Origin of the sequence: Tepidiphilus baoligensis (assembly GCF_012911495.1) — a bacterium.
Classification (GTDB): Bacteria; Pseudomonadota; Gammaproteobacteria; order Burkholderiales; family Rhodocyclaceae; genus Tepidiphilus; species Tepidiphilus olei.
In genome coordinates this window covers 105,988-130,840 of sequence record NZ_JAAAUB010000003.1, presented here as the reverse complement: position 1 = coordinate 130,840, position 24,853 = coordinate 105,988, and the positions used below count along the sequence as shown (strand labels likewise).

Here is a 24,853-nt window from a genome sequence, read left to right as displayed (position 1 = left end):
ACTCCTAGTGGTTGATGACGAAAAAAGAAAAGCAAGATTTTACAACGTTTACGCGCGACTGCCGGCAGCGAAACGCGATCCCGCCACCGGCCTCGGCTCAATGCCCCTCGTGGGCTTGTCCCACATAGACCAGCGTCAGCATCATGAAGATGAACGCCTGCAAGGTGATGATCAGAATGTGAAAGATGGCCCACGCCGTACCGGCCAGGACATGGCCGACGAAACCGAGCACGGTGGCGGTACCACCGAGCAGCGCAATCAGAATGAAGATGAGCTCACCGGCGTACATGTTGCCGAAGAGTCGCAGCCCGTGCGAGAGCGTTTTCGCAAGGAACTCGATGATCTGCATGAGAAAGTTGATCGGGTAGAGCAGCGGATGGCTGCCGAAGGGCGCGGTGAAGAGCTCATGCAACCACCCCCCGAGTCCCTTGATCTTCACGTTGTAATAAATGCAGATGAGCAGAACTCCGATGGACATCCCCAGAGTAGCATTGATGTCCGCCGTGGCCACCACGCGGAGATAAGCGTGGTGCGGGTCACCCCCGGCAGCCACATAAATACCTTCCCAGATACGGGGCAATAGGTCGACCGGCACCAGATCCATCGCGTTCATGAAGAAAATCCAGATGAACACGGTCAGCCCGAGGGGCGCGACGAACTTGCGCGATTCGGCGCTGTGAATCACCCCCTTGGCCTGATCGGCAACCATCTCGACCAGGATCTCGACCGCCGCCTGAAAGCGCGTCGGCACGCCGGATGTGGCTTTTCTCGCCGCCCGATACAGGAGGTAGACCGTCAGCCATCCCAGCAGAACCGAAAAAAAGAGCGTATCGAGATTGATCACCGAAAAGTCGACGATGTCTTTCTGCGGCCCACCCAGGGTATTCAAGTGGGTCAAGTGATGGACGACATATTCGGACGCCGTTGGCCCCTGTGCGCTTGCAGTCATGCTTTTCCCTCAGATTTTGCGTAAAAATCCAGCAACCGCCACGTTCGCATAGAGCGCCACGATCAAGCCCGCGAGCAGCGCCGGCCAGCTCTCCACGGCCCCCTGTCGCACGAACGCGAACAGCAACAGCACGATGGCGGCGATCTTCAAAAACTCACCGGCCAAGAATCCGACTGCCGAGGGTGAGCCCAAGCATGCGCGCAACGTCAGATAAGCGGCGAACGCGGCATTGGGGATACACACCGAGAGCGCTCCGATCGCCGCCGATCGACCCACCGCCTCCCCGGCCACGGCCCAAGCCGCCAGCACGACGAGCAGCCCGACAACCAACTGCCATGCCGCGAGGCGCATCAAACCCGTGCCCACAGCGGCCACCCCCTGCGAAAAATCCCGTGGATTCTAAAGCACATCGAGCGCTGCTGTCAAACTTCGTTACACCATTCGCCCGTTTCGATCGAATCCGCTTTTCCCTCGATTAAAATCACGGTTCGATTTCCTGTCCAGGAGAAATTCATGCCTTTCACTGCCGTCGATCCCGACTACGTGGCCCGCGTGCGCGATAGTTTCTCCCGCCAGCGCGTGATGCAGACCCTTGGCGCCGAGATCACCCGGGTCGAACCGGGCGAAGTGGAGATCGTTCTGCCCTTTCGCGCCGATCTGACGCAGCAGCACGGCTTCCTGCACGCCGGGGTCGTCATCACCGTCCTCGACAGCGCGCTCGGCTATGCCGCCTATTCGCTCATGCCTCCCGGCCATGCGGTGCTCTCGGTGGAAATCAAGACCAACCTGCTCGCACCCGCCCGAGGCGATCGCTTGGTGGCGATAGGGCGCGTGGTACGCGCCGGGCGCACCCTCACGGTGTGTCTGGGCGAAGGCTGGATGGAACGCGCGGACGGGCGCGAGCAGGTGGCGTTGATGACGGCCACCATGATCGGCTTGCCCGATCGGGAATAATGGGCGCAGCCGCCGCGGCGGCCGCGCCCTCGCCATTTCAAGCCAGCCAGCGCTTGCGCCGGCGGTAGTGCTTGACGTTGTGGTAATCGACGGCGTGACTGCCCCCCAGGTAAAAATCTTGGATATCGGGGTTTTGCCGTAGCACCTCGGCAGGACCGTCCATCACGATGCGCCCCTGGTCGACGACGTAAGCATACTGCACCACGTTCAGGGCCGCCACGGCGTTCTGCTCCACGAGGAGGACGCTCATGCGCTCTTTCTCGTTGATCGTGCGGATGATGCCGAAGATCTCCTTGACGAAGAGCGGCGAGAGCCCCAAGCTCGGCTCATCGAGCATCAGAAGTTTCGGCTCGGTCATCAGCGCCCGGCCGATGGCCAGCATCTGCTGCTCGCCGCCGGAGAGATAACCTGCCTTCGATTTCGCCCGCTCGACCAGGCGCGGGAAGTAACCATAGACCATGTCTCGCAGCTGCAGGTAGCGGCGCTGGTCGCGCCCCCGGTAGGCGGCGATGAGGTTTTCCTCCGGCGTGAGATGCCCGAAGACGCGCCGCCCCTCGAGCACGTGGGCGATACCCAGGTGCACGCGCTGCGGCGCGGGCATCGTGCCCAGATCGCGCCCGGCGAACTCGATGTGCCCGCGGGTGACCTCGCCGCGCTCGGGCGCGAGCAGACCGCTCACCGATTTCAGCGTGGTGCTCTTGCCGGCGCCATTCGCGCCGAGCAAGGCCACCATGTCCCCCTCGCGGATCTCGAGCGAGATCCCCTTGATCGCCAAGAACACCTTGTCGTAGATCACTTCGACGTTGGATAGTCGCAACAGCACGGGGGCCGTGCCACGCGTATCGCCCGTTTGGCTCATGCTCGCTCCCTGTACGGCGCCGGGGACATCCCCGGCGCCGCCTCCCCTCATTTCGCCTGGCTGAACTTCGCCGCGCTCGCGCGGGCTTCTTCCCACACCACGTCCTGATAGGCCGCAGCCCAATCGCTCACGGGAACCCAGGCTTTGCCGTCCCACTGCGACACGCGCGCCTGACCGCCACCCTGGTGATCTTGCGGCGTGATCGTCACGGGTGGCATGAAGCCTTGGGTGTCGAGATTGTTCACCATCTCCAACCCTGCCTTGAGTTTTTCGGCGGTGAGCGGCGGACCGAGTTTTTCCAGGGCGAGTTTGGCCCCTTCGGTCGCGATCACCATGTCGGCCACGCCGTAGTTGTAGTAGGTGTTACCCACTCGCGCTTCTGGCCCGGCGCCCTTGCCGGTCTTGTAGACCTTGTCGAGGATGCGCTGGATGATGGGATGATCGCGGCCGGGCTGCACCACTTCGACGCGCTTGATGCCGATGGCCGTGCTCTCGCCGATGTTCTTCATGTCGGTCTCGGTGAGCCAGACCACCGACAGGATCTTCGCCGGATCGATGCCGTTGCGCACTGCTTCGCGCACCGACACCATTTGCGAGTTGCCCGCTCCCCAGATCAGCACGAAGTCGGGACGATACCGTCGAACGTCCGACCATACCGCCGATTGCTCATTACCCGGGCTCGGATAAGCGAACGTGCGCAACTCGAAGGACTTCTGCTCCGCGAGCTTTTGCAAGATGGGCAAAGGCTCACGCCCGAAGGGAGTATCGATGTGCACGTGCGCGATTTTCTTGCCCTTGAGCCCCCCTTGGGTGTCCTCGACGTACTTGAGCAGACGCGTCGCCTGCGACCAGTAAGTGGCCATCATGGGGAAGACGTAGGGGAAGGCCTCGCCCACCATGGCGTCACCTCGCCCGTGCAGCGGCGTACCCAGTACCACCTTGTCCTGCAACGCCCGCGGTACGACGGCGTTGGCCACCGGCGTGCTCAGGAACATGAAGTAGATCGCGCCTTCCTCGCGCGCGCGGTTGTAGAGCTCCAGGCCGCGCTGCGGCTCGTTGCCGTGGTCGCGCACGATGGCCTCGAACTTCTGCCCCTTGATGCCACCCTCCTCGTTGATCAGCGTGAGGTAGTCGCGCTGCCCCTGGCTGAACTCGTCGGCCACGAAGGTGTAGACCTTGGTGAAGTCGTGGAACAGGCCGAACTTCACCGTCTCCTGCGCCTGCAGTGCTGGCGCGCCGGCCAATACAGCCGTGGCGAATAGCGCCCCCAGCATGCCTTTCTTGAACGTCGTTTCCATTACGTCTCCTCCTTGTCGTGATGAACCACCTGAAATTTCCATCAGCGGCGCGAGTGCTTGAACGGCCACACGAGAAAGTAATTGCGGATGTTGTCGTAGAGCTTCGCCAGCCCCAACGGTTCGGCGAGCAGAAAGCCGATGATGAGCGCGCCGTAGATCATGAGCGGCAGGTGCGCGAGCAGGTTTGCCGACACCGACAGCCAGCCGGCATCCGACAGCGCCGCGATGCCGTTGGAGAGGATCATCGGCGTGAGTAGCACGAAGGCCGCACCGAGATAGGCGCCGATCACACTGCCCAGGCCGCCGACGAGCACCATGGCCACGAGCTGGGTCGAGACGTTGAAACCGAATTGCTCCGGCGTCACGGCCCGGTAAAAGCAGAAGGCCAGCACGGCCCCGCTCATGCCGCCGAAAAACGAGCTGGTGAAGAACGCGAGCAGCTTGTATTTGAAGGGGCTCACGCCGATCACCGAGGCGGCGTAATCCTTGTCACGGATGGCCACCAGTGCCCGTCCAAAACTGGTGCGCTTGGTGTTGAGCAGGAAAAGCGTCATGAACACCGCCCAGAAGAAGGCGAAGTAGTACCGAGTGAGTCCATCGGACAAGGAGAAAAAGAGCACGCGGGCTTCGGGCGCCTGTAGCGTGGCGTGCGCCCCGCCCGAGATCGCCGGAACGTTCACGATGACCCAGTCGACGAGGTACTGCATGGCGAGCGTGGCCATCACGAGGTAGAGCCCCTTGACGCGCAGGGCTGCCGCCCCAAACAGACAACCGATCACCGCCGCGACGAGCCCCGCCCCGATGAAGGCGAGTTCGAAGGGCACTCCCAGGCGCACGAGGTGGATCGCCGAATAGGCTCCGATGGCCATCACCGCGGCGTAGCCGAAGTGCAGCTGCCCGGCGACCCCCATGAGGAGCGTCAGCGACAGAACGGCCGCGCTCCAGATGAGCCAGGGCAGGAGGTAGTTTTGCAGGTAGAGCTCGGAGAGCCACAGGGGGGCGCTGAGCGCGAGCAGGAAGAGCACCGCCACCAGCCGCCGGTCGGCAGGAATGGGCCACAGCCGACGCGTGTCTTCGTAGCGGGTATGGTGGACGCCGGAGAGACGGTAGAACATGGATCAGACCCTCTCGATGTCTTCGCGACCGAACATGCCGTAGGGCCGGAAGAGGATGGTGAGCACGATCAGCAGGGAAGTAACGACGTCGCGCGTGCCGCCGCCGACGATGGGGTCGAGATAGCCCGGGATCACCGAGCCGAGCACGCCTACCACCAGCCCGCCGACGAATACCCCGATGAGGCTGTCGATACCGCCCAGGATCACCACGGCGATGGCGGGAAAGAGCAACGCAGACAAGGTCCAGTCCACCCCCTGCACCGAGCCCCAGATGGTACCGGCCCCCACGGCGGCCACGCCGGCGATGCCCCAAGAGATGCCGATCGCGCGCTCCACGGAAATGCCTACCGCCCAGCTGGCGACGTGATCGTCCGAGACCGCCCGCAGCTTGGTGCCGAGCCGCGTGCGGAAAAAAAGCATGGCCGCGGCGATGAGCACCATGGCCCCGATCGCCCCGATGAGGTAGGCGCGGTTGACGAAAACGTCGGCCACGACGATGGGCGCGAGGCCGATGCCCAGGTCGAGCCGCTTGGGCGCCGCACCCAGCAGCCCCGGTACGACTCCACGCAGGAAGATGTCCAGCCCGAGCGTGAGCATGACGATCATGATGACCGGCTGCCCCACCATGCGGCGCAGCAGCCAGCGTTCGGTGGCCAGACCGAAGAGGAACATGCCCACCGCCGCGAGCGCGATCGCCAGCCACAGCGGCCAGGAAAGAAGGCTCACCACGGCCCAGACGAGATAACCCGACAACATCACCATCGCGCCCTGCGCCAGATTGGGCACGCCGCTCGCCTTGTAGATCAAGGTGATGCCCAGTGCCACGAGGCTGTACATGAGCCCGGTGCTCAGGCCATTGACGAAGAGTTCGGCCAGAAACAAGAAGTCCATCTCACTCTCCCTGCGCCGAGGCGACGTCGTAGAGCCGCAGACGGCGGGCGATGACGCCGGTCTCGCCGGTTTCGTAGGTGATCGTCGCTTGGAAGTCGATCTCGCGACGCGCCGGATCGTAGAGCGCCTCGAGGATGGGTGCATAGCGCTCGTAGATCACCTTGCGACGCAGCTTGCGCGTGCGCGTGACTTCGCCGTCGTCCGGGTCGAAGGGCTTGTGCAAATTGACGAAACGGCGGATGCGCAGCCCCGACGGCAGCACATCGTTGACGTGCGCGATGACGCCGGCGACCAAATCGTAGACTTCGGGCTTCTGCGACAGGTCGGCATAGGAGGTGTAAGGCACGCCGTGTTCCTCCGCCCAGTGCCCCACCGCCTCGAGGTCGATACAGACGATGGCGGAAAGGAAGGGACGGTTCTCGCCGATGACGCAGACGTCCTTGACGTACTGGCTGAACTTGATGCGGTTCTCGACGTAGGTGGCGACGTAGCGCTCGCCGGAGGCGGTGTAGGCCACTTCCGACAAGCGTCCGAGCACGACGAGCGAGCCATCTTCTTCGAAGTAGCCGGCATCGCCCGTGTGCAGCCACCCGTCTTCCAGGGCCTCTTCGCTCGCCTTGGGATTGTCGTAGTAGCCGTCGAAGACGTTGTCACCGCGCACGAGGATCTCGCCGCTGTCGGCGATTTTCACCTCCACGCCGGGGAAGGGACGTCCGACGGTGTGCAGCTTGACGTCATCGGCCGACTGGGCGGCGCACAGGGCGCAGTTCTCGGTCTGGCCATAGAACTGGCGCAGCGGCACGCCGAGCGCGCGCAGGAAAAGGAAGTCGTCCTCGCCGATCGCCTCGCCGGCGGTATAGGCGCGCCGTACGCGGGCAAGCCCCAGCTGGTCCTTGATCGGACCATAGATCATCCACTCGCCCAGCGCCCGCCACAGCCGTGCACCGAGCGAGGGCGGGTCGCCGGCCAGGCGCCGCCGCTCGAGCTCGATGGCGAAGGCCATGAAATGCTCGTAGAGTCGGCGCTTGAGCGGGGTGGATTCGTCCATCCCCACCTGGATGCGGGTGATCATGCCGGCCCAGGCACGCGGCGAAGAAAAGAAGACGGTGGGGGCGATCTCGCGCAGGTCGCGGATCACCGTTTCCTGTCGCTCGGGGATGTTCACCGCGAAACGCAGGGCGAAGGCCGCCCCGATGGAGAAGATGTAGTCGCCCACCCACGCCATGGGCAGGTAGGCGACGTGCACGTCGCCGTTCTGGAAGTAACCCGCCTGCGCGGCGTTGCGTACCGCCGAGAGCACGTGGCCGTGCTTGAGGGGCACCCCCTTGGGCGTGCCGGTAGTGCCGGATGAATGCAGTAGCACGGCGACGTCGTAGGGCGAAGGACGTTCGAGTAGGGCCTGACGCAGCATGGGGTCGGCGGCGAGCCGCTCGCGCCCGCGCGCGACGACCTCGGCAAAGGCGACGAAACGCTCGGGCATCTTGCCCGCCAGACCGCGCGGGTCGTCGTAGACGATGAGCCGGTAGCGTTCACCGTGCTCCTTTTCCAGCTGCAGCAGCTTGTCGACCTGCTCCTGGTCTTCGACGACGGCACAGCGCACGTCTTCGCGCTCGGCGAGCAGTGCGATCTCCTCGGGCGTGGCGTCGGGATACGCCGGCGAGGCGATGGCGCGCAAGGCCCCCAGCGCGACCATGGCGAAATAGAGCGCCGGCCGGTTGTCGCCGACGATCTGCACCACCTCGAAGGGACGCACGCCAAGGGATTCGAGGCCGGCGGCGAAGGCGAGCACCGTGTCGTGATAATCCTGCCAGGTGTATTCGCGCCAGATGCCGCGGTCGCGTTCGCGCATGGCGATCTCGGCCGGATGGCTCGAGGCGTTGGCGGCGAGCAGCGCGAGCAGGTGATCCCCTTTACGCCAGTCGTGGGGACGCCAGGGCAGGGCTCGAGGCAGATCGTCAGGCCGCATCGCTCGCTCCGATGTAGGCGGCCACGACGGCCGGGTCGTTGATGGTCTCGCGCGGGGGCCCTTCGGCGATCTTCACGCCGTCGTTGAACACCGCCACGCGGTGGCAGATCGAGGTGACCACGTCCATGTGGTGTTCGATCATGAGGATGGTGAGGCCGAGATCCTCGTGCGCATCCAGGATGAAGCGCACCATGTACTCTTTCTCTTCCTGGTTCATGCCGGCCATGGGCTCGTCGAGCACCAGCAGCCGCGGCTCGGCGGCCAGCGCCCGAGCGAGCTCGACGCGCTTTTGCAGGCCCAGGGGAATGACGTCGACGGGCTCGTCGCGCACGTCTTCGAGCTGCAGTAGGTTGATCACGTCCTCGACCTTGGCGCGGTGGGCCACCTCCTCTTTCTTCGCCCACCACCAGTAGCCGAGCGTGGCGAGCGCGCTCGGGCGCATGTGGATGTGACGCCCGACGAGGATGTTGTCGAGCACGGTGAGGCCGCGAAAGAGCGCGACGTTCTGGAAGGTGCGCGCCACGCCCTTTTGCGCGATGCGATAAGGGGGAAGCCCGTTGATCTGTTCGTCGAACAGGAACACCCGCCCTTTCTGCGGCGGATAAAAACCGGTGACGGTATTGACGAGGGTGGTCTTGCCGGAGCCGTTCGGCCCCACCAACCCGAAGATTTCACCTTGGAAGATCGCCAGATCGGGGCCCTTGAGCGCATGCAGGCCGCCGAACCAGCGATTGACGTTTTCACAGCGCAGCGCAACCCTGCGCGCGGCTTCGGCCGTCGTCGCCACTCCTCCCTCCTTGTACTGCATCGCAATATCGAATGATGGTGCGATGAACGTTTGTTATCGTATAGGGGAGATACTAGAGGAACTCCGATAGGGGGTCAAGAGGGGGGGGAACGAGATGGAATTTGTTGCATGGCAACGATGCTCACACCTTGCCGGCCGCCAGCAGGGCCGCATATTCCTCGTCGGTGAAAAGCCGGGAACGGACGAGGAAACGCACCCCCTCGCCATTTTCCAGGGAGAACATGCCGCCGCGGCCGGGCACGACGTCGATGATGAGCTGCGTGTGTTTCCAGTACTCGAACTGCGGCTTGCTGATGTAGAACGGCGCCCCGCCGATCTCGCCGAGCAGGACATCGTTGTCGCCCACGATGAACTCCCCTTGCGGATAGCACATGGGGGAAGATCCGTCGCAGCAACCGCCGGATTGATGAAACATCACGGGTCCGTACTTCTCCTGGAGCCTTTTGATGAGCTCGAGCGCGGCCGGCGTGGCGATCACTTGAAGGGAAATCTCGGCCATGTCTGTTCTCCGAATACACTTCGGGGGAGGTCACCCTCCCCCGAAAGATGGATGAGCGGCCTAAACCCGGTTGCCTCCGCGGGCAACGAGTGAAGCAGGGTTTAGAACCGGGTGATTACATTGAACCCCATCGTTTTGTATTCACTCATCGCTTTGAAGACGTCGTTGACCTCCTCGAGCGCCACCTCACGACTGATGAGCGACTTCGGATTGAGCTTTCCTTGAGACATGAGGGCGAGCAGGCCGGCATAGTCGGGGTGCGGATTGCCAAAGCTGCCGACAAACTCGGCCTCGAGGGCGACGAAGAGGTCGACCGGCAAGGAGATCATGCCGCCCTCTTCCTTGGTGGTGAGCCCGACCTGCACGTGCCGTCCGCCGCGACGCAGCGACAAGACCGAATTGAGCGTCGTCTCACGCACACCCAAGGCTTCGATGCTGGCATGCGCCCCGCCTTTGGTGATTTCCTTGATCGCCTCAGGGACTTTATCGCGCTTGGCATTGACCACGGCCACCGCCCCTTCCTGTTTGGCCTTCTCGAGCTTGGCTTGGTCGATGTCGACGGCGATCACGTTTTTGCCCAGGGCTGCAGCGATCTGCACCGCCGACAATCCCACGCCACCGGCGCCATGCACCGCCACCCACTCTCCAGGTTTTCCGCCGGCACGTACCACCCCGTGGAAAGCGGTCATGTAGCGGCAGCCGATGGCAGCGGCCGCCATAGTATCGACGTTCTCGGGCAGGCGAATGAGGTTGAAATCGGCATTGCGCACAACTACGTATTGGGCGTAGCCGCCGTTGTAGCCGGTACTCAGACCAAAAATGACGACGTTTTCGCAGATGTTAGGTCTGCCCTGCAGGCAATATTCACAATGGCCACAGGCGGAGTGAAAAGGCACCGTGACGGCGTCCCCTTTGCGGTATTTCTTGACGTTACTGCCCACCTCCTCGACCACGCCACCGATCTCATGCCCTGGCACAATGGGCAGATCGGGCGAGATGCCGACCCAAGCCCAATCCCCTTGCCAAGCGTGCCAATCAGAGCGACAGATACCACAAGCCTCAACCCGTAGGACAACATCATCTGGACCCGGCTTAGGATTGGGTAGTTCGTCGATCTTCAGCGCTTCGCGGTGTTTGACCATCACAGCGGCTTTCATCACATGCTCTCCTTCATTCTTTTAGTATGTTGAGTCACCCACGACTTCTGTCTATAGGTGTATAAACCTTAGTTTATACGAACCTTCTTGTCAACCCTCTCTTGTAGGATTTTTTTGATTGCCCATGAGCCCAGGGCTGCAGCACGGGCGGCTGTGCCGACCGTGCTGCTAGACCCGTCAGAAAAAGCCCAGCTTCTTCGGCGAGTAGCTCACCAGTAGGTTCTTCGTCTGCTGATAATGCTCCAGCATCATCTTGTGGTTCTCACGGCCGATGCCGGACTGCTTGTAACCGCCGAAGGCCGCGTGCGCCGGATAGAGGTGGTAGCAGTTGGTCCACACCCGACCGGCTTGGATGCCGCGGCCCATGCGATAGGCCCGGCTGCCGTCGCGCGTCCACACGCCCGCGCCCAGACCGTAGAGGGTATCGTTGGCGATCGCGAGCGCCTCGGCCTCGTCCTTGAAGGTGGTGACCGCCAGCACGGGGCCGAAGATCTCCTCCTGGAAGATGCGCATCTTGTTGTGCCCTTTGAAGATCGTGGGCTTGACGTAGTAACCGCCGGCGAGTTCTCCAGGCAGCTTGGCCTGTTCGCCGCCGATGAGACACTGCGCCCCCTCTTGCTTGCCGATGTCGAGATAGGAGAGGATCTTCTCCAGTTGCTCGGAGGAAGCCTGAGCGCCGATCATCGTCGTCGGATCGAGCGGGTTGCCCTGTTTGATCGCCTTGACGCGTTCCAGGGCGCGCGACATGAATTTGTCGTAGATCGACTCCTGGATGAGGGCGCGCGAAGGACAGGTGCACACTTCGCCCTGGTTGAGGGCGAAGAGCACCATGCCTTCGATTGCCTTGTCAAAGAAGTCGTCGTCGGCCGCGGCCACGTCCTCGAAGAAGACGTTGGGCGATTTGCCGCCGAGCTCCAGCGTGACCGGGATGAGATTCTGGCTGGCATACTGCATGATGAGCCGGCCGGTGGTGGTCTCGCCGGTGAAGGCGATCTTGGCGATGCGCGGGCTGGTGGCCAGGGGCTTGCCCGCCTCGAGCCCAAAGCCATTGACGACGTTGACCACCCCCGGCGGGATGATGTCGGCGATGAGCTCCATGAGCACCATGATGCTCACGGGCGTCTGCTCGGCGGGCTTGAGCACCACGCAGTTGCCAGCCGCCAGCGCCGGGGCGAGTTTCCAGGCCGCCATCAGGATGGGGAAGTTCCAGGGAATGATCTGCCCGACCACGCCCAGCGGCTCGTGGAAGTGGTAGGCGACGGTATTTTCGTCGATCTCGGAGAGCGTCCCTTCTTGGGCGCGGATGCAGCCGGCGAAGTAGCGGAAGTGATCGACGGCAAGCGGAATGTCGGCCGCAAGGGTTTCGCGGATGGGCTTGCCGTTGTCGACGGTCTCGGCGTAGGCGAGTTTTTCCAGGTTCTGCTCGATGCGGTCGGCAATCGCCAACAGCATCTTCGCGCGTTGCGCCGGCGGGGTCTTGCCCCATTTCTCCTTGGCGGCATGCGCGGCATCGAGCGCGAGCTCGATGTCTTCGGCCGTGGAGCGCGCCGCTTGGCAGAACACCTTGCCAGTGATGGGCGTGATGTTGTCGAAGTACTGCCCCTTGACGGGCGGCACCCATTTGCCGCCGATGAAGTTGTCGTACTTGGCCTTGAACTGGACCGGGGCGGACGGATCGCCAGGGAACGGATAAGTCATGTGCTCCTCTCCTCTTCTGATGGTAGGAAACCGATGGAAAACTCCATGCGCCCTTGCCAAGGCGCAGGCAAGACGAGATTGCAAGCATCGTGCCAATCCTGAAACGAACCTCTTTATCCATTGATCCAAGGATTTTTTTGCTATGCTGTCTCAGCGAGACGTCGCAAAATGAGACATCGACCGTCTCATCGTCTCAGATTCGACGAATCAACAAGAAAAACAGTCATACAAGCATGGAAAAGGAGGGACGAAGGATGACCATGCTGACTCCATCGCTGGAATCGGTCGCACTCGCCCGTCAGACGTTCATCGAACGGGGAGAGCTCACCGCGCTGCACCTGGCACCCGAGATCGTGCGCTCGTGGCAGCGCTGCCGTGCAAAAGGCCTTTCATGCGATCGACATCCTGATGTCAAGGAGAGTCTGGTCGATACGCCTCGACTCACCACCGCCCGCGAACGATTGGAAGAATGGCTGCGCTACGCCCGCCCGGTATTCGAGAGCGTTTTCGGCAATCTGCAGGAGGGACGAAGCGTCCTCGCGCTGGCAGACCCTGAAGGCGTCATCGTCGAGACGAGCGGCGATCCGCGCTTCCTCGAACGCGCGCAACGGGTCCACCTGGCCCGCGGTGCGATCTGGCACGAAGGCGTGCGCGGCACCAACGCCGTGGGTACGGCGATCGCCGAAGGGGCTCCGGTCGAGGTGCTGGGGCCGGAGCATTATCTGAGCTGCAACGAATTTCTCGCCTGCACCGCCGCCCCCATCTTCGACGGCACTGGCCGCTTGGTGGCGGTGCTCGACGTCTCCTGCGACTGGCACGACCACCATCCACACACCCGCGCCCTGGTCGATACGGCGGTGCGCCTGATCGAGAACCACGCCATCGTTGCCCGCCACCGCGGTCTGCGCATCCATTTGCATCGCGATGCGCACGCCCTGGGCAGCTTCGTCGATCACGCCATCGTCTGCGTGGACGACGACGGTCGCGTGGTGGCAGCCAATTCCGCTGCCCGCCGCCTTTTTTCTCTACGGCACGAGGAGCTTGGTGCGGTGCCACTGGAACGGCTCTTCCGCCGCGCCGCCCCCGTGCCGCGCGGCGACGAACCGGTGCTGCTGTACGATCCGCAGGGCAATCCCCTCTATGCGCGCTTCGAAGGACGCCGCGCGCGCGTCGTGATCCGCCGCGCCGATCCTGCACCGGCCAACGATGCCTTGGCCGAGCTCGACACCGGCGACGAGGCGCTGCGCCGGGTCATCGCCCAGGCCCGTCGGGTGCTCGACAAGGACATCCCCATCCTGCTGCGCGGCGAGAGCGGCGTGGGCAAGGAACTCTTCGCCCAAGCCCTCCATCGCAGCTCGCCGCGGCGCGACAAACCGTTCGTAGCGGTCAATTGCGCTGCGTTACCGGAAGCGCTCATCGAGGCCGAGCTCTTCGGCTATGCCCCCGGCGCCTATACCGGCGCGCGCCGCGAGGGGAGCCTCGGGCGCATCCGCGAGGCGCACGGCGGCACGCTCTTTCTCGACGAGATCGGCGACATGCCGCTCGCGCTGCAGGGGCGACTGCTGCGGGTGCTGGAGACGAAGGAGGTCGTGCCACTGGGCGGAAAACCGGTGCGCGTCGAGTTTGCGCTCATCGCGGCCACGCACCGCGACCTGCCGGCAGAAGTCGAGGCGGGGCGATTCCGCGCCGATCTCTACTATCGGCTGGCGGGCCTGACGCTGACCCTGCCGCCGCTGCGCGAGCGCAGCGATCTACCCGTGCTGGTGGAGCGCATCCTGCGCGCCTGCGCGCCGGACCGGGACCTGAGGCTCGCGCCCGAGGTGGCCGCCGCGTTCGCGGCCCATTCCTGGCCGGGCAACGTGCGGGAACTGGCGCAGGCGCTGCGCGTAGCCGCGGCCTTGGTGGATGAGGAGGAAACGGTGATCGGCTGGGATGCGCTGCCCGAGGGGCTGGCGATGGCGTTGCGGCCACGGGCCGGCATGTCCCCCTCCCTGCCGCAAGGGCAGGAAGAGACATTGGAACTGGCAACCCTGTCGCGCGCCGCGATCGAGCGGGCGCTCGTCGCAAGCCGCGGCAACCGCACGGCGGCGGCAAGGCGCCTGGGCATCAGCCGCGCCACGCTCTACCGCAAATTGCGCGAGATGGGCAGCACCCCCGCGCAAGCGGCGGGTTGACCGTTCAGGCCCGCACGCCCAGGCGTTCGAGCAGGCCCTCGAGCGTGTCGTCGTCGGCGAAGGCGATCTCGAGCGTGCCGCGCCCGTCGCGGCGGCGCTTGATGAGGACTGGCGCGCCGAAGTGTTCGGAAAGCGCCTCTTCCAGCCGCCGCCAGTCGGGGTCTTTCACCGCTTCGGGTTTGGGCGCGGGCGGAGCGAGCAGCGCCTGCACGGCGCGTTCGGTCTGGCGCACCGACCAACCCTGCGCCGCGGCGCGCCGGGCGAGCTCCACCTGCTGCGGCACGGCGAGCGCGAGCAGCGCCCGCGCGTGGCCCATCTCCAAGGCGCCTTCCATCAGCAGCTCGCGCACCGGTTCGGCCAATTGCAACAGGCGCAGCAGGTTGGTGACCGCCGAGCGGCTGCGACCGACGGCCTCGGCCGCCTGCTGGTGCGTCATACCGAATTCGTCGATGAGCCGCTGCAACCCCAGGGCCTCTTCGATGGGGTTGAGATCCTCGCGCTGGAGGTTCTCGATGAGCGACATCGCCAGCGCCGCTTCGTCCGGAATCTCACGCACGAGGCAAGGCACTTCCAGCAGCCCGGCCATGCGGGCGGCACGCCAGCGCCGCTCGCCGGCGATGAGCTCGTAGCGCTCGCCCACGGGACGCACCAGCAGCGGCTGCATCACGCCCTGGGCACGGATCGAGGCGGCGAGCTCTTCTAGCGCCTGCGGATCCATGCGCGTGCGCGGCTGGTAGCGGCCGGGATCGATGCGATCGATATCGACATGGCACAACGTCTCCTCCGCGGTCGAAACCGGTGCGCCCAGCAGCGCGTCCAGTCCGCGACCCAGGCCCTTGCGCTTGCCCGCCGCCATCAGTGCGCCTCCGTGAGCGGGGCTGACACGCCCAGGCGCCGTTCCAGCTCGGCGGCGAATTCGAGGTAGGCGAGCGCGCCTCGTGCGCGGGGATCGAACACGACTCCGGGCATGCCGTGGCTCGGCGCCTCAGCCAGGCGCACGTTGCGCGGGATCACCGTCGTGAAGACTTTCTCGCCGAAATGGCGCTGCACTTCCTCCGAGACCTGCTGCTGCAGCGTCACGCGCGGATCGAACATCACCCGCAGCAGCCCGACGATGCGCAAGTCCCGGTTGAGGTTCGCATGCACCCGCTTGATGGTGTTGGCCAGATCCGACAAGCCTTCGAGCGCATAGTATTCGCATTGCATTGGAATGATCACGCCGTGGGCGCAGGTGAGTGCGTTGAGCGTGAGCAGCGACAGCGACGGCGGACAGTCGATGAGCACGAAATCGTAGGCGGCAGGAGTGGCGGCAAGCGCGTCACGCAGACGGAATTCGCGTCGCGGCAGGTCGACGAGCTCCACTTCGGCCCCGGCGAGTTCCCGATTGGCGGGCAGCACGTCGTAGCCGCCGGATTCGGAGCGCAACGTTGCCTCTTCCAGGCCCGACAGCCCCACCAGCACCTGATAGACGGAGCGCTCGAGCGTGCGCTTGTCGATGCCGCTGCCCATGGTGGCGTTGCCCTGCGGGTCGAGGTCGACGAGCAGCACGCGGTGCCCCCGCCGGGCGAGCGCCGCGGCAAGGTTGACGCTGGTCGTGGTCTTGCCGACCCCGCCCTTTTGGTTGGCGATGCAAAACACGTGGCCCATCAGCGAAATTCCCCGATCACGAGATGGCGCGCCTCGGCAAGCCCCGGCACGTCCAGCGGAACGACTCGTGTCACCACGTCCGCCGGCAGGCCGGCGAGTTCGTCGCGGTGGCGCGGCCCTTTCATGGCATACCAGTGCCCACCCGGCGACAGGAGGTGGCGGGTGAGCGCGACGAACTCGTCGAAGCGCGCGAATGCTCGCGAGATGATACCCGAGATCGGCGCCGGCGGCCGCCAGCGCTCGACCCGTTCGTGCCAGGGATGGAATCCTTTCAGCCCCAATTCGATCGCCGCCTGGCGCTGAAAGGCGATTTTTTTCGCCACCGCGTCGAGCGAATGGACGACGAGCGGACTTTCCTCGGCCTGCGCCACGAGGGCAAGCACGAGCCCCGGCAGCCCTGCGCCGGAGCCGACGTCGACGAGCACCCGTTCCTGCCGCACCCAAGGCCAGACGGCGAGCGCGTCGAGCAGGTGGTGGGTGACGACTTCGTCGAGCCGCGCGATCGCCGTGAGGTTGTAGACGCGGTTCCACTTCACGAGCAGCCCGGCGTAGCGCCACAGCGCATCCAGCGTCGCCGCGGGCAAGGAAAGCCCGAGCGCAGCGACGCCTTCTTCGAGCAGGGCGCGCGCCGCGGTCTCGTCCAGCGGCGCAGGAGCGCGAGGGCTCACTCGGCGCCCTCCGGCGCCACTTCGGTCTGGGGCGCGGATTCGCCGCGGCGCAGCCACACGAGCAAAATGGCGATCGCCGCCGGCGTCACGCCTTGGATGCGGCTCGCCTGCCCCAGGGTTTCCGGCGCGTGCTGGGCGAGTTTCTGCTGGATCTCGCGCGACAGCCCCGGGATGCGGGAATAATCGATCCCCGGCGGAATGCGGACCGCCTCGGCAGCCTTGAGCCGCTCGACCTCGGTGTGCTGGCGCGCGAGGTAACCGTGGTACTTGGCAGCGATCTCGAGCTGCTCGATCACGGCTGGGTCGCATTCGGGCAGATCCGGCGCGCCGGGCAAGGTCATGAGTTCCTCGTAACGCACCCCCGGGCGGCGCAGCAGATCGAAGAAGCTCGCCTCGCGCTCGAGCGGCGCGCCCAGTACTTGGGCGAACGTCTGCGCCTCTTCGGCCGAGAGTCGGGCCGGCACGACCCGCTGTGCCTGCAGACGCGCGGTCTCGCGCTCGATCGCCTCGCGTTTGCGGCAGAACGCCGTCCAGCGCAGATCATCGACCAGCCCCAGGCGACGCCCGATCTCGGTGAGCCGCAGATCGGCGTTGTCCTCGCGCAACTGCAAGCGGAACTCGGCGCGCGAGGTGAACATGCGGTAAGGTTCGCTCACGCCCTTGGTGACGAGATCATCGACGAGCACGCCGAGATAAGCCTCGTCGCGTCGCGGCCACCACGGCTCGTGCCCCAGCGCGAACCGGGCGGCATTGACCCCGGCGAGGAGCCCCTGCGCCGCGGCCTCTTCGTAGCCGGTGGTGCCGTTGATCTGGCCGGCAAAGAAAAGCCCGTGGAAGTGCTTGGTCTCGAGGCTGTGCTTGAGGTGGCGCGGATCGTAGTAGTCGTATTCGATGGCGTAGCCGGGACGCAGCACATGCACCCGCTCCAGCCCCGGGATGGTGCGCAGCATCTCGATCTGCACGTCGAAGGGCAGCGACGTGGACACGCCGTTGGGATAGATCTCGTTCGTCTCCAGCCCCTCGGGTTCGAGGAAGACGTTGTGCCCGTCCTTGTCGGCGAAGCGGTGGATCTTGTCCTCGATCGAGGGACAGTAGCGCGGCCCCACCCCCTCGATCACGCCGGAGTACATGGGCGAGCGGTCGAGGTTGCGGCGGATGATCTCGTGCGTGCGCGCGTTGGTGCGCGTGATCCAGCAGGGCCGCTGCGGCGGATGCAGGGCGCGCGAGCCGAGAAAGCTGAACACCGGCTCGGGATCGTCGCCCGGCTGCACGGTGCAGCGGGAGAAGTCGATGGTGCGCGCATCGAGCCGCGGCGGCGTGCCGGTTTTCAGGCGCCCCTTGGGCAGCCCCAGCTCGGCGAGCCGCTGCGCCAGCGACACGGAAGCCGGATCGCCCGCCCGGCCGGCCGTGTAGCGCGACAGGCCCACGTGCACGAGGCCGTTCAGGAACGTGCCGGTGGTGAGCACCACCGCCGGGGCCTCGAAACGGATACCGAGTTGCGTCACCACCCCCTGCACGCGATCGCCCTGCACCAGCAGGTCGTCGACCGCCTGCTGGAAGAGCCACAAATTGGGCTGGTTCTCCAGGCGCTTACGGATCGCCTTGCGGTAGAGCACGCGATCGGCCTGGGCGCGGGTGGCGCGCACCGCCGGCCCCTTGCTCGCATTGAGGATGCGGAACTGGATGCCGGCTTCGTCCGTGGCGAGCGCCATCGCCCCGCCCAAGGCGTCGACTTCCTTGACGAGATGCCCCTTGCCGATGCCGCCGATGGAGGGGTTGCAGCTCATCTGCCCCAGGGTGTCGAGGTTGTGGGTCAGCAGCAGCGTGCGCGCGCCAGCGCGCGCCGCGGCCAAGGCCGCTTCGGTCCCGGCGTGGCCGCCGCCGACGACGATGACGTCGAAGCGTTCGGGAAAGATCATGGGCGTGCGATGATCGAGGAAAACTTTTCATTATAGGCGTTTTCGACGCCAAAGAACAGCAAAGGGTTCAGTGTCCGCCGCGGGCGAAGAGCCCCGCTTACAGCCTGCTCAACCACACCCAGCAGGCCCGCCGTTCATGCACGCTTTTCGACGAGCTCGTCGAGCTCGTCGAGGAACCGGGCGATCTCCGCGATCAATGCATCGGGCCGTTCCCGATGCGGGCTGTGGCCACACTGCGGCAATACCACCATCTTCCCACGGGGCGCCCCTAGGGCGATTTTCTCGATCTGGGACAAGGTCGCGTATTCGTCCCGATCACCCTGCACTGCCAGCACCGGACAGGCGATCTTCGGGATCTCCGCCTCGATGTTCCACGCGCGAAACGCGGCAGAGAGCCAAGTATCACGCCACTCGGCGAATACACGTTGCGGATCGGGCTGATGCCGCGCCAGGCGCTGCGGCCAGTCGGTCGTATGCCACAGCCGGTCGGCCGCTTCGATTCCGGCGATCGCCTCCGGTTCCACCTCGACGTGCGGCGCGATCAGCACCGCCGCTTCTGGCTGGGGCGCCATACCGGAAGCGGCGTGGAGGAGAGCGATCGAAGCCCCGTCGCTGTGCCCCACGAGCACCGGGCGCTCGATCTCCAGCGCTTCCAGCACTCGCGGCAACCAATGCCAAGCCTCGCGGTGCAAGTAATCCAAACCGCGCGGACGACCTTCTCGCCCACTGCGCCCATAACCCTGTCGTGAATAGGCCATCACGGGACGGCGCAGAGCGTCCGCGAGGCGCTGCGGGAAATCCCGCCAGATCGACACCGATCCCAGAGCTTCATGCAACAACACGACGGGCGAGGACTCCGCGGCTGCCTCCCGCGGCCGCCACCATTCGTATTCCAGATTGATTCCGTCGATGTCGACGAACGCCATGATTTCCTTTCACCCCATTGAGTTCATGTAGTCTAGCATCACCCCGATTCTGGTGGAAAAAGGAGCGTTTTTCCGTCGCATTCGTTAGAATGAGACCAATTCCTTTTCCGACATCACCACCACCATGCCCAAAGCCGAAGTCGAAATCATCAACAAGCTCGGACTGCACGCGCGGGCCTCGGCCAAGCTCACCGAGCTCGCCAGCCAGTTCCCCTGTCAGATCTGGATCAGTCGTAGTGGACGACGGGTCAACGCCAAGAGCATCATGGGCGTGATGATGCTCGCTGCCGCCAAAGGTAGCAAGGTCGAGATCGAGACCGAGGGCGAACGTGCCGACGAAGCCCTGCAGGCCATCGTCGAGCTCATCCGCAACCGATTCGGCGAAGGGGAGTAAACGCTTGAGCGGCATCTCGTTCGCGCTGCACGGGCTCGCCGTCTCGAGCGGCATCGCCATCGGCCGGGCGCATCTCGTCTCACACGCCCTGCTCGAAGTCAGCCATTACGAGATCCCCGACAGTCGGGTCGAGGACGAATGCGCCCGCCTGCGCACCGCCGCCGCTGCGATCAAGGCCGAACTCGCCGCGCTCAAAGGCACCACCGCCGCGAGCCAAGCCTCGGCCGAACTGAACGCCTTTCTCGACCTGCAAGCGATGATGCTCGACGACCCGCTGCTCGTCGAAGCCGCCTGCGAGCGTGTGCGCCAGCAGCACATCAACGCCGAGTGGGCGCTCACCCAGCAGCTCGACACGCTGCTCGAGCAATTCGACGCCATCGAAGACCCTTACCTGCGCGAGCGGCGTGCCGACGTCATTCAACTCGTCGAGCGGCTCCTCAAGGAACTGCTGGGGCTCGCGCGCCCGCCGAAACCGCGGCGCGACGACCTGCCCACCGTCGTCGTGGCGCACGACCTCTCACCGGCCGACACCATCGGTTTTCGCGGACAGCACATCGCGGGCTTTCTCACCGACGTCGGTGGCCCCACCTCGCACACCGCCATCGTCGCGCGTAGCCTGCAACTGCCCGCGGTGGTGGGCGTTCGGCTCGCACGCTCGCTCCTCGAAGAAGACGATCTCGTCATCATCGACGGAGCGCGCGGCGTCGCCATCGTCAACCCTCATCCCAGCATCGTCGAGGAATACCGCCTGCGCAAGGCCGAGCTGGAGATCTCGCGCACGCGGCTCGCCCGCCTCAAGGACGCCCCGACCGTCACGCTCGATGGCACGCCGATCGAGCTCCTGTGCAACATCGAGACGCCGCGCGACCTCGACCTCGTGCACCGCGTCAACGCCGACGGCATCGGGCTGTACCGCACCGAATTCCTCTTCCTCGATCGGCTCGACCGCCCGAGCGAAGACGAGCAGTACGAGGCTTATCGCGACGTGCTCAAGAGCATGAAAGGCAAGCCGGTCACCATCCGCACCTTCGATCTGGGTGGAGACAAGGATTTCGCCCCAAACACCACGCGGGTGCAGCCCAATCCCGCCCTGGGGCTGCGCGCGATCCGCTATTGCCTTGCCGAACCCACGTTCTTTCTCACCCAGCTGCGGGCGCTGCTGCGCGCCTCGGTGCACGGCACGCTCAAGATCCTATTGCCCATGGTGGCGCACGCCCACGAGATCGACCAGACGCTGCAGCTCATTGCCCGCGCCAAGGAGCAATTACAGCGCGAGGGGAAGAAATTCGCCGAAGACGTCGAACTCGGCGCCATGGTCGAGATCCCAGCCGCAGCGCTCACGCCCGGCATCTTCCTCAAACGCGCGCACTTCCTCTCCATCGGCACCAACGACCTCATCCAGTACACGCTGGCCATCGACCGGCAGGACGATGCGGTGGCCGATCTCTATGATCCCCTGCACCCGGCCGTACTGCGACTGATCGCGGGCACCATCCAATTCGGCGTCAAGAACGGATTGCCCGTATCCCTGTGCGGGGAGCTCGCCGGCCACCCCGAATACACCTGGCTCTTCCTCGGCATGGGACTGCGGCAATTCTCCATGCATCCGGAGCGGGTGCTCAGCGTAAAGCAGCGGCTACTGCGCGCCGACCTCGCCGACCTCGCCCCCAAGGTACAGCGCCTGCTCAAGCTCGATGAGCCGGCACGGCTGCGTGAGGCGTTCGAAAAACTCAATGCTGCGGCGACCTCTGCCTGAAACGCCTATCCTTCGCCGCCCGTCCATTCCGCCCACGGCGCCGGCGCCACGCCGAAGAGCGAAGCCACCCGCATCGCGATCTGCTGCACCAGCCGCTGCGGCGTGAGCTCCCCCAGGTAGAACGCCGGCACGGGTGGGACGATCACTGCGCCCGCCTCGGTCACCGTCGTCATGTTGCGCAAATGGATGAGGCTCAAGGGGGTCTCACGTGGCACCAGGACCAAGCGCCGGCGCTCTTTGAGCGTCACGTCGGCCGCCCGTGCGATCAGGGTATCTCCCAGGCCGTGTGCGATCGCCGCCAGGGTGTTCATCGAGCAAGGGATCACCACCATGCCGAGCGTGGCGAACGAGCCCGAGGCGATCGGCGCGCCGATGTCCTTGTTCGCGTGCAGCGTATCGGCGTGCGCCGCGAACGCCTCGCGCCCGACCCCGAGTTCGAGCCGGGCCGTGCGCAGCGCCGCCGCCGATACCACCACGTGCAACTCCCAGTCGGTGACCTCGCGCAACCAACGCAACAGCTCGAGCGCCAGGATGCTGCCCGAGGCACCGGTCACCGCCACCACCAGTCGCGACGGGGATCGAGCGAGGTTTGCATCGCCTACATTTCGTTGCATAATTGACAATTATCCTTTTTCCGGTCGGAGGTGTGTCATGCCCACACCAGTCTCCCACTGTCCGTGGCGACCGATTCTCCTGGCAATGATGCTCGGTCTGCTGAGTGCTTGCACCCTCACCCAGCAGGCAGTACGGTCCGATTCCTCCCGATATGCCCTCACCCGCAGCGACCCGTCCCTCGTGAGCGACGAAGACACTGACGAAGCAGAGGATGCGCTCGACGTCTTCCTGACCGCACCGATCTACCGCAGCCCCGACTATACCCTCCGAGCGGAGGTCAAACCCAGTCGAATGACGAGGGCTTTGGAGACCGCACTCTCCTTGCAGGGCACCCCCTATCGCATGGGAGGCAACGACCCCGACGAGGGGCTCGATTGCAGCGGTTTCGTCAAATACTCTTTTTCCAGCATCGGCATCGAGCTGCCTCGCACCTCAAGCGAAATGTATCATGCCACCGAACGGGTCTCACGCAACGAGCTGCAGCCCGGAGATCTGCTCTTCTTCAAGACCGGTAGACGCAGCCGTTCGATCAACCATGTCGCCATCTACCTCGGCAACGGGCGATTCATCCATGCCCCACGCAGTGGCCGCAACGTCTCCATCGATACCCTCGAACGAGGCTACTGGCGCGAGCGATTCGTCGCGGGAGGGCGAATCGAAGGCTTGAATGCCGAACCACTAGAACTTTCCCGGCAAGAGGAAGAAAAAACGGCTGAACCATCCTCCACGGAAGAAACCGCCCTCCTCGAGACGGCTGCGGCAGTGGGCGCGCCCGCCATGGCCGCCAGCCTCGTCCCGAAAAACTCGGGCGCAAAAACCACTCCGGCCACAGCCAAAGCAACCTCCCGCAAGCCCGCGAACGCCACGCGCAACGCCAAAACGAACACGACGAAAACCCCGGTAGCGAAGACGCGCACCCCCCCGGCCACCACCCGGGCAGCGAGCCGCTCTCCCGCTTCCTCGCCATCCGGCCAAGTTCAAGGGCAAACGGGGAAAGTGGCGAACACGGCGAAAAGCACGCCTGACACGAAACCGCAGACCCAAGCAAAAGCCAACAGTCCCGTCACTACCGTGTCTCAGCCGCAGCCCATGGGGCGGGTGGCACAAAACGATCGATGAACTCGCCCACGAAAGCTCATGTCCCGGACACCCGGATCCACGGCAGGTTTTCCGTGGCTTCTTCAGCGTCTCCCTAAGCCCACACCCCTTGCTCGATGAGCATCGCGCGAGCTTGCTCGGCCCAGCCGCGATTGGCCGCCGGACTCGCCGGGCTCGGATGCAAGATGCGAGCGATGCGAACCGACTCGATCGTCGCGAGCGCCTGGCGCGCCCGCTGCTCCGCCCACGCCCCGACCCCGATCACCCATCGTGGCTGCAAGACCGCGACCACCTCGCGTAGGTGGGCGTCACACATGGAGAGCAAGGACGCCCGCGCCTCGGAGGGTAATTTGTCGGGCGTGAGGTTGCGCGTACCGGCGAAGAAGGCGAGCGGACAGTAATTCGCCACGAAGTGCTCGGCAAAAAAGGCTGCAGCGGTACCGAATCGCGCACGAAAGAACCCCCACAGACGCGCTCCGGAAACTTCGGATCGACGACAGGACCACCCCTCGATCGGGCGTTGCGGATGCTCCCGGACCGGGCGGTCGATGGGCGCATCCAGGCCCAGCCACTCGCGTACCGCCGCGATCTCCCCGAAAGGCACTCCCGTTTGCACCATGCCGAAGGGCCCGGGATTCATCCCCAGGAAAAGGATCCTTTTCGGCCCCTCGCCGTAACGGCGCAGGTATTGCTCATGCACCGCCCAGGCGTAGTCGAGCGGGGCATAGACGTGCGTCACCGGCGGGCCGAACTCGAGCGCCGCCGTGCGCTCGTGCAAGCGGCGCGCCGCTGCCACCAGTGCCCCGGCGCTCATCGCCCTTGCGCCTCCACGGCCAACGTCCAGCGCGCGACCTCTTCGCTCACGCGCGCGAGCGCCTCCCCGAGCGCTGCCACCGCCCCTTCGGCGTTCGGCTGGGTCACGGGCGCCGTGGCGGCGAAGCGCTTGCTCGCCAGTACCCGACCGTCGCTCGTCTGCACCCAGCGCGCCCGCAGCGCCACCTCCGCTTCGCCGTAAGGGGCAGGTCCGACCGGCGGAACCCGTTCTTCCAAGAGCTCTAGGTCGACGGCGAGCCGCCGATCGGCCGACAGACGCGCCTGCGGCGGCAGCACCACGCGAAATGCGCCGCTTTCCTCGAGGCGGCGCGTGAGTACCGCCGCTACGGCCTCCTGCGGCGGCTCCGCCCAGCGGCTAAGGGTGTAATACTCCAGGCGCAGCGGCTCGCGCCGGTAGGCGATGCGCTCTCCGGCGAAGGCCGGCGCCACCCACGGCGCGCTCACTTGCACCGTCAGGGACGAAGAGGCCTGCGGCGGGGCGGAGGCCTCTCCTCCTTGCCCAGCCGTGCGTGCCGCCGCCTCCAGCGACAGCCGCGCCGGCGCCTGCGAAGACCCTTGCTGGCCCATGGCGCAGGCGCCCAACGCCAAGCTCACGACCAGCATCGTCGCAACCGCCCTTATGCTCATG

At 65.1% G+C, this 24,853-nt stretch carries 24 protein-coding genes; 5 read left to right on the top strand and 19 right to left on the bottom strand.

Annotated features, from left to right (window positions below; genetic code table 11):
• Positions 1–97: 97 nt before the first annotated feature.
• Together atpB and GV368_RS03545 are read right to left on the bottom strand one after the other, a co-directional pair.
• A complete protein-coding gene (atpB, locus tag GV368_RS03550) occupies positions 98–949 on the bottom strand; it encodes a F0F1 ATP synthase subunit A (protein ID WP_169115471.1) in 852 nt (283 codons plus the stop codon).
• Between the two features lie 9 nt (positions 950–958).
• Positions 959–1,315: an ATP synthase subunit I gene (locus GV368_RS03545; protein ID WP_169115470.1), complete on the bottom strand. Its 357-nt coding sequence runs from the start codon at positions 1,313–1,315 to the stop codon at positions 959–961.
• A 147-nt stretch (positions 1,316–1,462) separates the two neighbouring features.
• Between GV368_RS03545 and GV368_RS03540 the strand changes: the two genes are divergently transcribed.
• A complete protein-coding gene (locus tag GV368_RS03540; protein ID WP_169115469.1) occupies positions 1,463–1,903 on the top strand; it encodes a PaaI family thioesterase in 441 nt (146 codons plus the stop codon).
• Positions 1,904–1,940: 37 nt separating this feature from the next.
• Here the strand turns inward: GV368_RS03540 and GV368_RS03535 are convergent, their stop codons facing one another.
• The 9 genes from GV368_RS03535 to adh form a co-directional block, all read right to left on the bottom strand.
• Positions 1,941–2,762 (bottom strand): ABC transporter ATP-binding protein, encoded by an 822-nt coding sequence (locus tag GV368_RS03535; protein ID WP_169115468.1) that lies wholly within the window; start codon positions 2,760–2,762, stop codon positions 1,941–1,943.
• A gap of 47 nt (positions 2,763–2,809) precedes the next feature.
• Positions 2,810–4,060: an ABC transporter substrate-binding protein gene (locus GV368_RS03530; protein WP_142803939.1), complete on the bottom strand. Its 1,251-nt coding sequence runs from the start codon at positions 4,058–4,060 to the stop codon at positions 2,810–2,812.
• Between the two features lie 41 nt (positions 4,061–4,101).
• The gene (locus tag GV368_RS03525) at positions 4,102–5,175 is read right to left on the bottom strand and encodes a branched-chain amino acid ABC transporter permease (RefSeq protein ID WP_142803940.1); all 1,074 of its coding nucleotides are present in this window, start codon (positions 5,173–5,175) and stop codon (positions 4,102–4,104) included.
• Between the two features lie 3 nt (positions 5,176–5,178).
• Positions 5,179–6,066 (bottom strand): branched-chain amino acid ABC transporter permease, encoded by an 888-nt coding sequence (locus tag GV368_RS03520; protein WP_169115467.1) that lies wholly within the window; start codon positions 6,064–6,066, stop codon positions 5,179–5,181.
• A 1-nt stretch (position 6,067) separates the two neighbouring features.
• Positions 6,068–8,032 carry an AMP-dependent synthetase/ligase gene (locus tag GV368_RS03515; protein ID WP_169115466.1) on the bottom strand — a complete coding sequence of 655 codons (1,965 nt, stop codon included), beginning with the start codon at positions 8,030–8,032 and terminating at the stop codon, positions 6,068–6,070.
• Entirely contained in the window at positions 8,022–8,819 is a 798-nt protein-coding gene (locus GV368_RS03510; protein ID WP_206673249.1) for an ABC transporter ATP-binding protein, read from the bottom strand. Before GV368_RS03510 ends, GV368_RS03515 begins: the two co-directional genes overlap by 11 nt.
• A 142-nt stretch (positions 8,820–8,961) precedes the next feature.
• Positions 8,962–9,339: a DUF779 domain-containing protein gene (locus GV368_RS03505; RefSeq protein ID WP_169115464.1), complete on the bottom strand. Its 378-nt coding sequence runs from the start codon at positions 9,337–9,339 to the stop codon at positions 8,962–8,964.
• 101 nt (positions 9,340–9,440) lie between these two features.
• A complete protein-coding gene (locus GV368_RS03500) occupies positions 9,441–10,496 on the bottom strand; it encodes a zinc-dependent alcohol dehydrogenase family protein (protein WP_169115463.1) in 1,056 nt (351 codons plus the stop codon).
• A gap of 177 nt (positions 10,497–10,673) precedes the next feature.
• Complete coding sequence (gene adh, locus GV368_RS03495) at positions 10,674–12,194, bottom strand: aldehyde dehydrogenase (protein WP_169115462.1); 1,521 nt, start codon at positions 12,192–12,194, stop codon at positions 10,674–10,676.
• A gap of 254 nt (positions 12,195–12,448) precedes the next feature.
• Between adh and GV368_RS03490 the strand changes: the two genes are divergently transcribed.
• Complete coding sequence (locus GV368_RS03490) at positions 12,449–14,368, top strand: sigma-54-dependent Fis family transcriptional regulator (RefSeq protein WP_169115461.1); 1,920 nt, start codon at positions 12,449–12,451, stop codon at positions 14,366–14,368.
• 4 nt (positions 14,369–14,372) lie between these two features.
• Here the strand turns inward: GV368_RS03490 and GV368_RS03485 are convergent, their stop codons facing one another.
• From GV368_RS03485 to GV368_RS03465, 5 genes are all read right to left on the bottom strand, one after another.
• On the bottom strand, positions 14,373–15,224 hold the full coding sequence (locus GV368_RS03485; protein ID WP_169115460.1) for a ParB/RepB/Spo0J family partition protein: 852 nt from the start codon (positions 15,222–15,224) through the stop codon (positions 14,373–14,375).
• A complete protein-coding gene (locus tag GV368_RS03480) occupies positions 15,224–16,015 on the bottom strand; it encodes a ParA family protein (RefSeq protein WP_169115459.1) in 792 nt (263 codons plus the stop codon). The genes GV368_RS03485 and GV368_RS03480 overlap by 1 nt, the downstream gene beginning before the upstream one ends.
• A complete protein-coding gene (gene rsmG, locus GV368_RS03475) occupies positions 16,015–16,683 on the bottom strand; it encodes a 16S rRNA (guanine(527)-N(7))-methyltransferase RsmG (RefSeq protein WP_206673248.1) in 669 nt (222 codons plus the stop codon). Before rsmG ends, GV368_RS03480 begins: the two co-directional genes overlap by 1 nt.
• A complete protein-coding gene (mnmG, locus tag GV368_RS03470; protein WP_169115458.1) occupies positions 16,680–18,602 on the bottom strand; it encodes a tRNA uridine-5-carboxymethylaminomethyl(34) synthesis enzyme MnmG in 1,923 nt (640 codons plus the stop codon). Before mnmG ends, rsmG begins: the two co-directional genes overlap by 4 nt.
• Positions 18,603–18,736: 134 nt before the next feature.
• Entirely contained in the window at positions 18,737–19,528 is a 792-nt protein-coding gene (locus GV368_RS03465; RefSeq protein ID WP_142803949.1) for an alpha/beta fold hydrolase, read from the bottom strand.
• A gap of 124 nt (positions 19,529–19,652) precedes the next feature.
• On the opposite strand from GV368_RS03465, the gene GV368_RS03460 reads away from it, so the two are divergent.
• Positions 19,653–19,922, top strand: a complete 270-nt coding sequence (locus GV368_RS03460; RefSeq protein ID WP_142803950.1) for an HPr family phosphocarrier protein — start codon at positions 19,653–19,655, stop codon at positions 19,920–19,922.
• A gap of 13 nt (positions 19,923–19,935) precedes the next feature.
• Positions 19,936–21,678 (top strand): phosphoenolpyruvate--protein phosphotransferase, encoded by a 1,743-nt coding sequence (gene ptsP / locus GV368_RS03455; protein WP_169115563.1) that lies wholly within the window; start codon positions 19,936–19,938, stop codon positions 21,676–21,678.
• A 5-nt stretch (positions 21,679–21,683) separates the two neighbouring features.
• Here the strand turns inward: ptsP and GV368_RS03450 are convergent, their stop codons facing one another.
• A complete protein-coding gene (locus tag GV368_RS03450; protein WP_169115457.1) occupies positions 21,684–22,292 on the bottom strand; it encodes a UbiX family flavin prenyltransferase in 609 nt (202 codons plus the stop codon).
• A 181-nt stretch (positions 22,293–22,473) separates the two neighbouring features.
• Between GV368_RS03450 and GV368_RS03445 the strand changes: the two genes are divergently transcribed.
• Positions 22,474–23,412, top strand: coding sequence for an NlpC/P60 family protein (locus tag GV368_RS03445; protein ID WP_206673247.1), 939 nt, complete (start codon positions 22,474–22,476; stop codon positions 23,410–23,412).
• A gap of 73 nt (positions 23,413–23,485) precedes the next feature.
• Here the strand turns inward: GV368_RS03445 and GV368_RS03440 are convergent, their stop codons facing one another.
• Both GV368_RS03440 and GV368_RS03435 read right to left on the bottom strand, forming a co-directional pair.
• Positions 23,486–24,205, bottom strand: a complete 720-nt coding sequence (locus GV368_RS03440) for a uracil-DNA glycosylase family protein (protein ID WP_169115456.1) — start codon at positions 24,203–24,205, stop codon at positions 23,486–23,488.
• The gene (locus tag GV368_RS03435) at positions 24,202–24,852 is read right to left on the bottom strand and encodes an ABC-type transport auxiliary lipoprotein family protein (protein WP_169115455.1); all 651 of its coding nucleotides are present in this window, start codon (positions 24,850–24,852) and stop codon (positions 24,202–24,204) included. The genes GV368_RS03440 and GV368_RS03435 overlap by 4 nt, the downstream gene beginning before the upstream one ends.
• Position 24,853 lies beyond the last annotated feature (1 nt).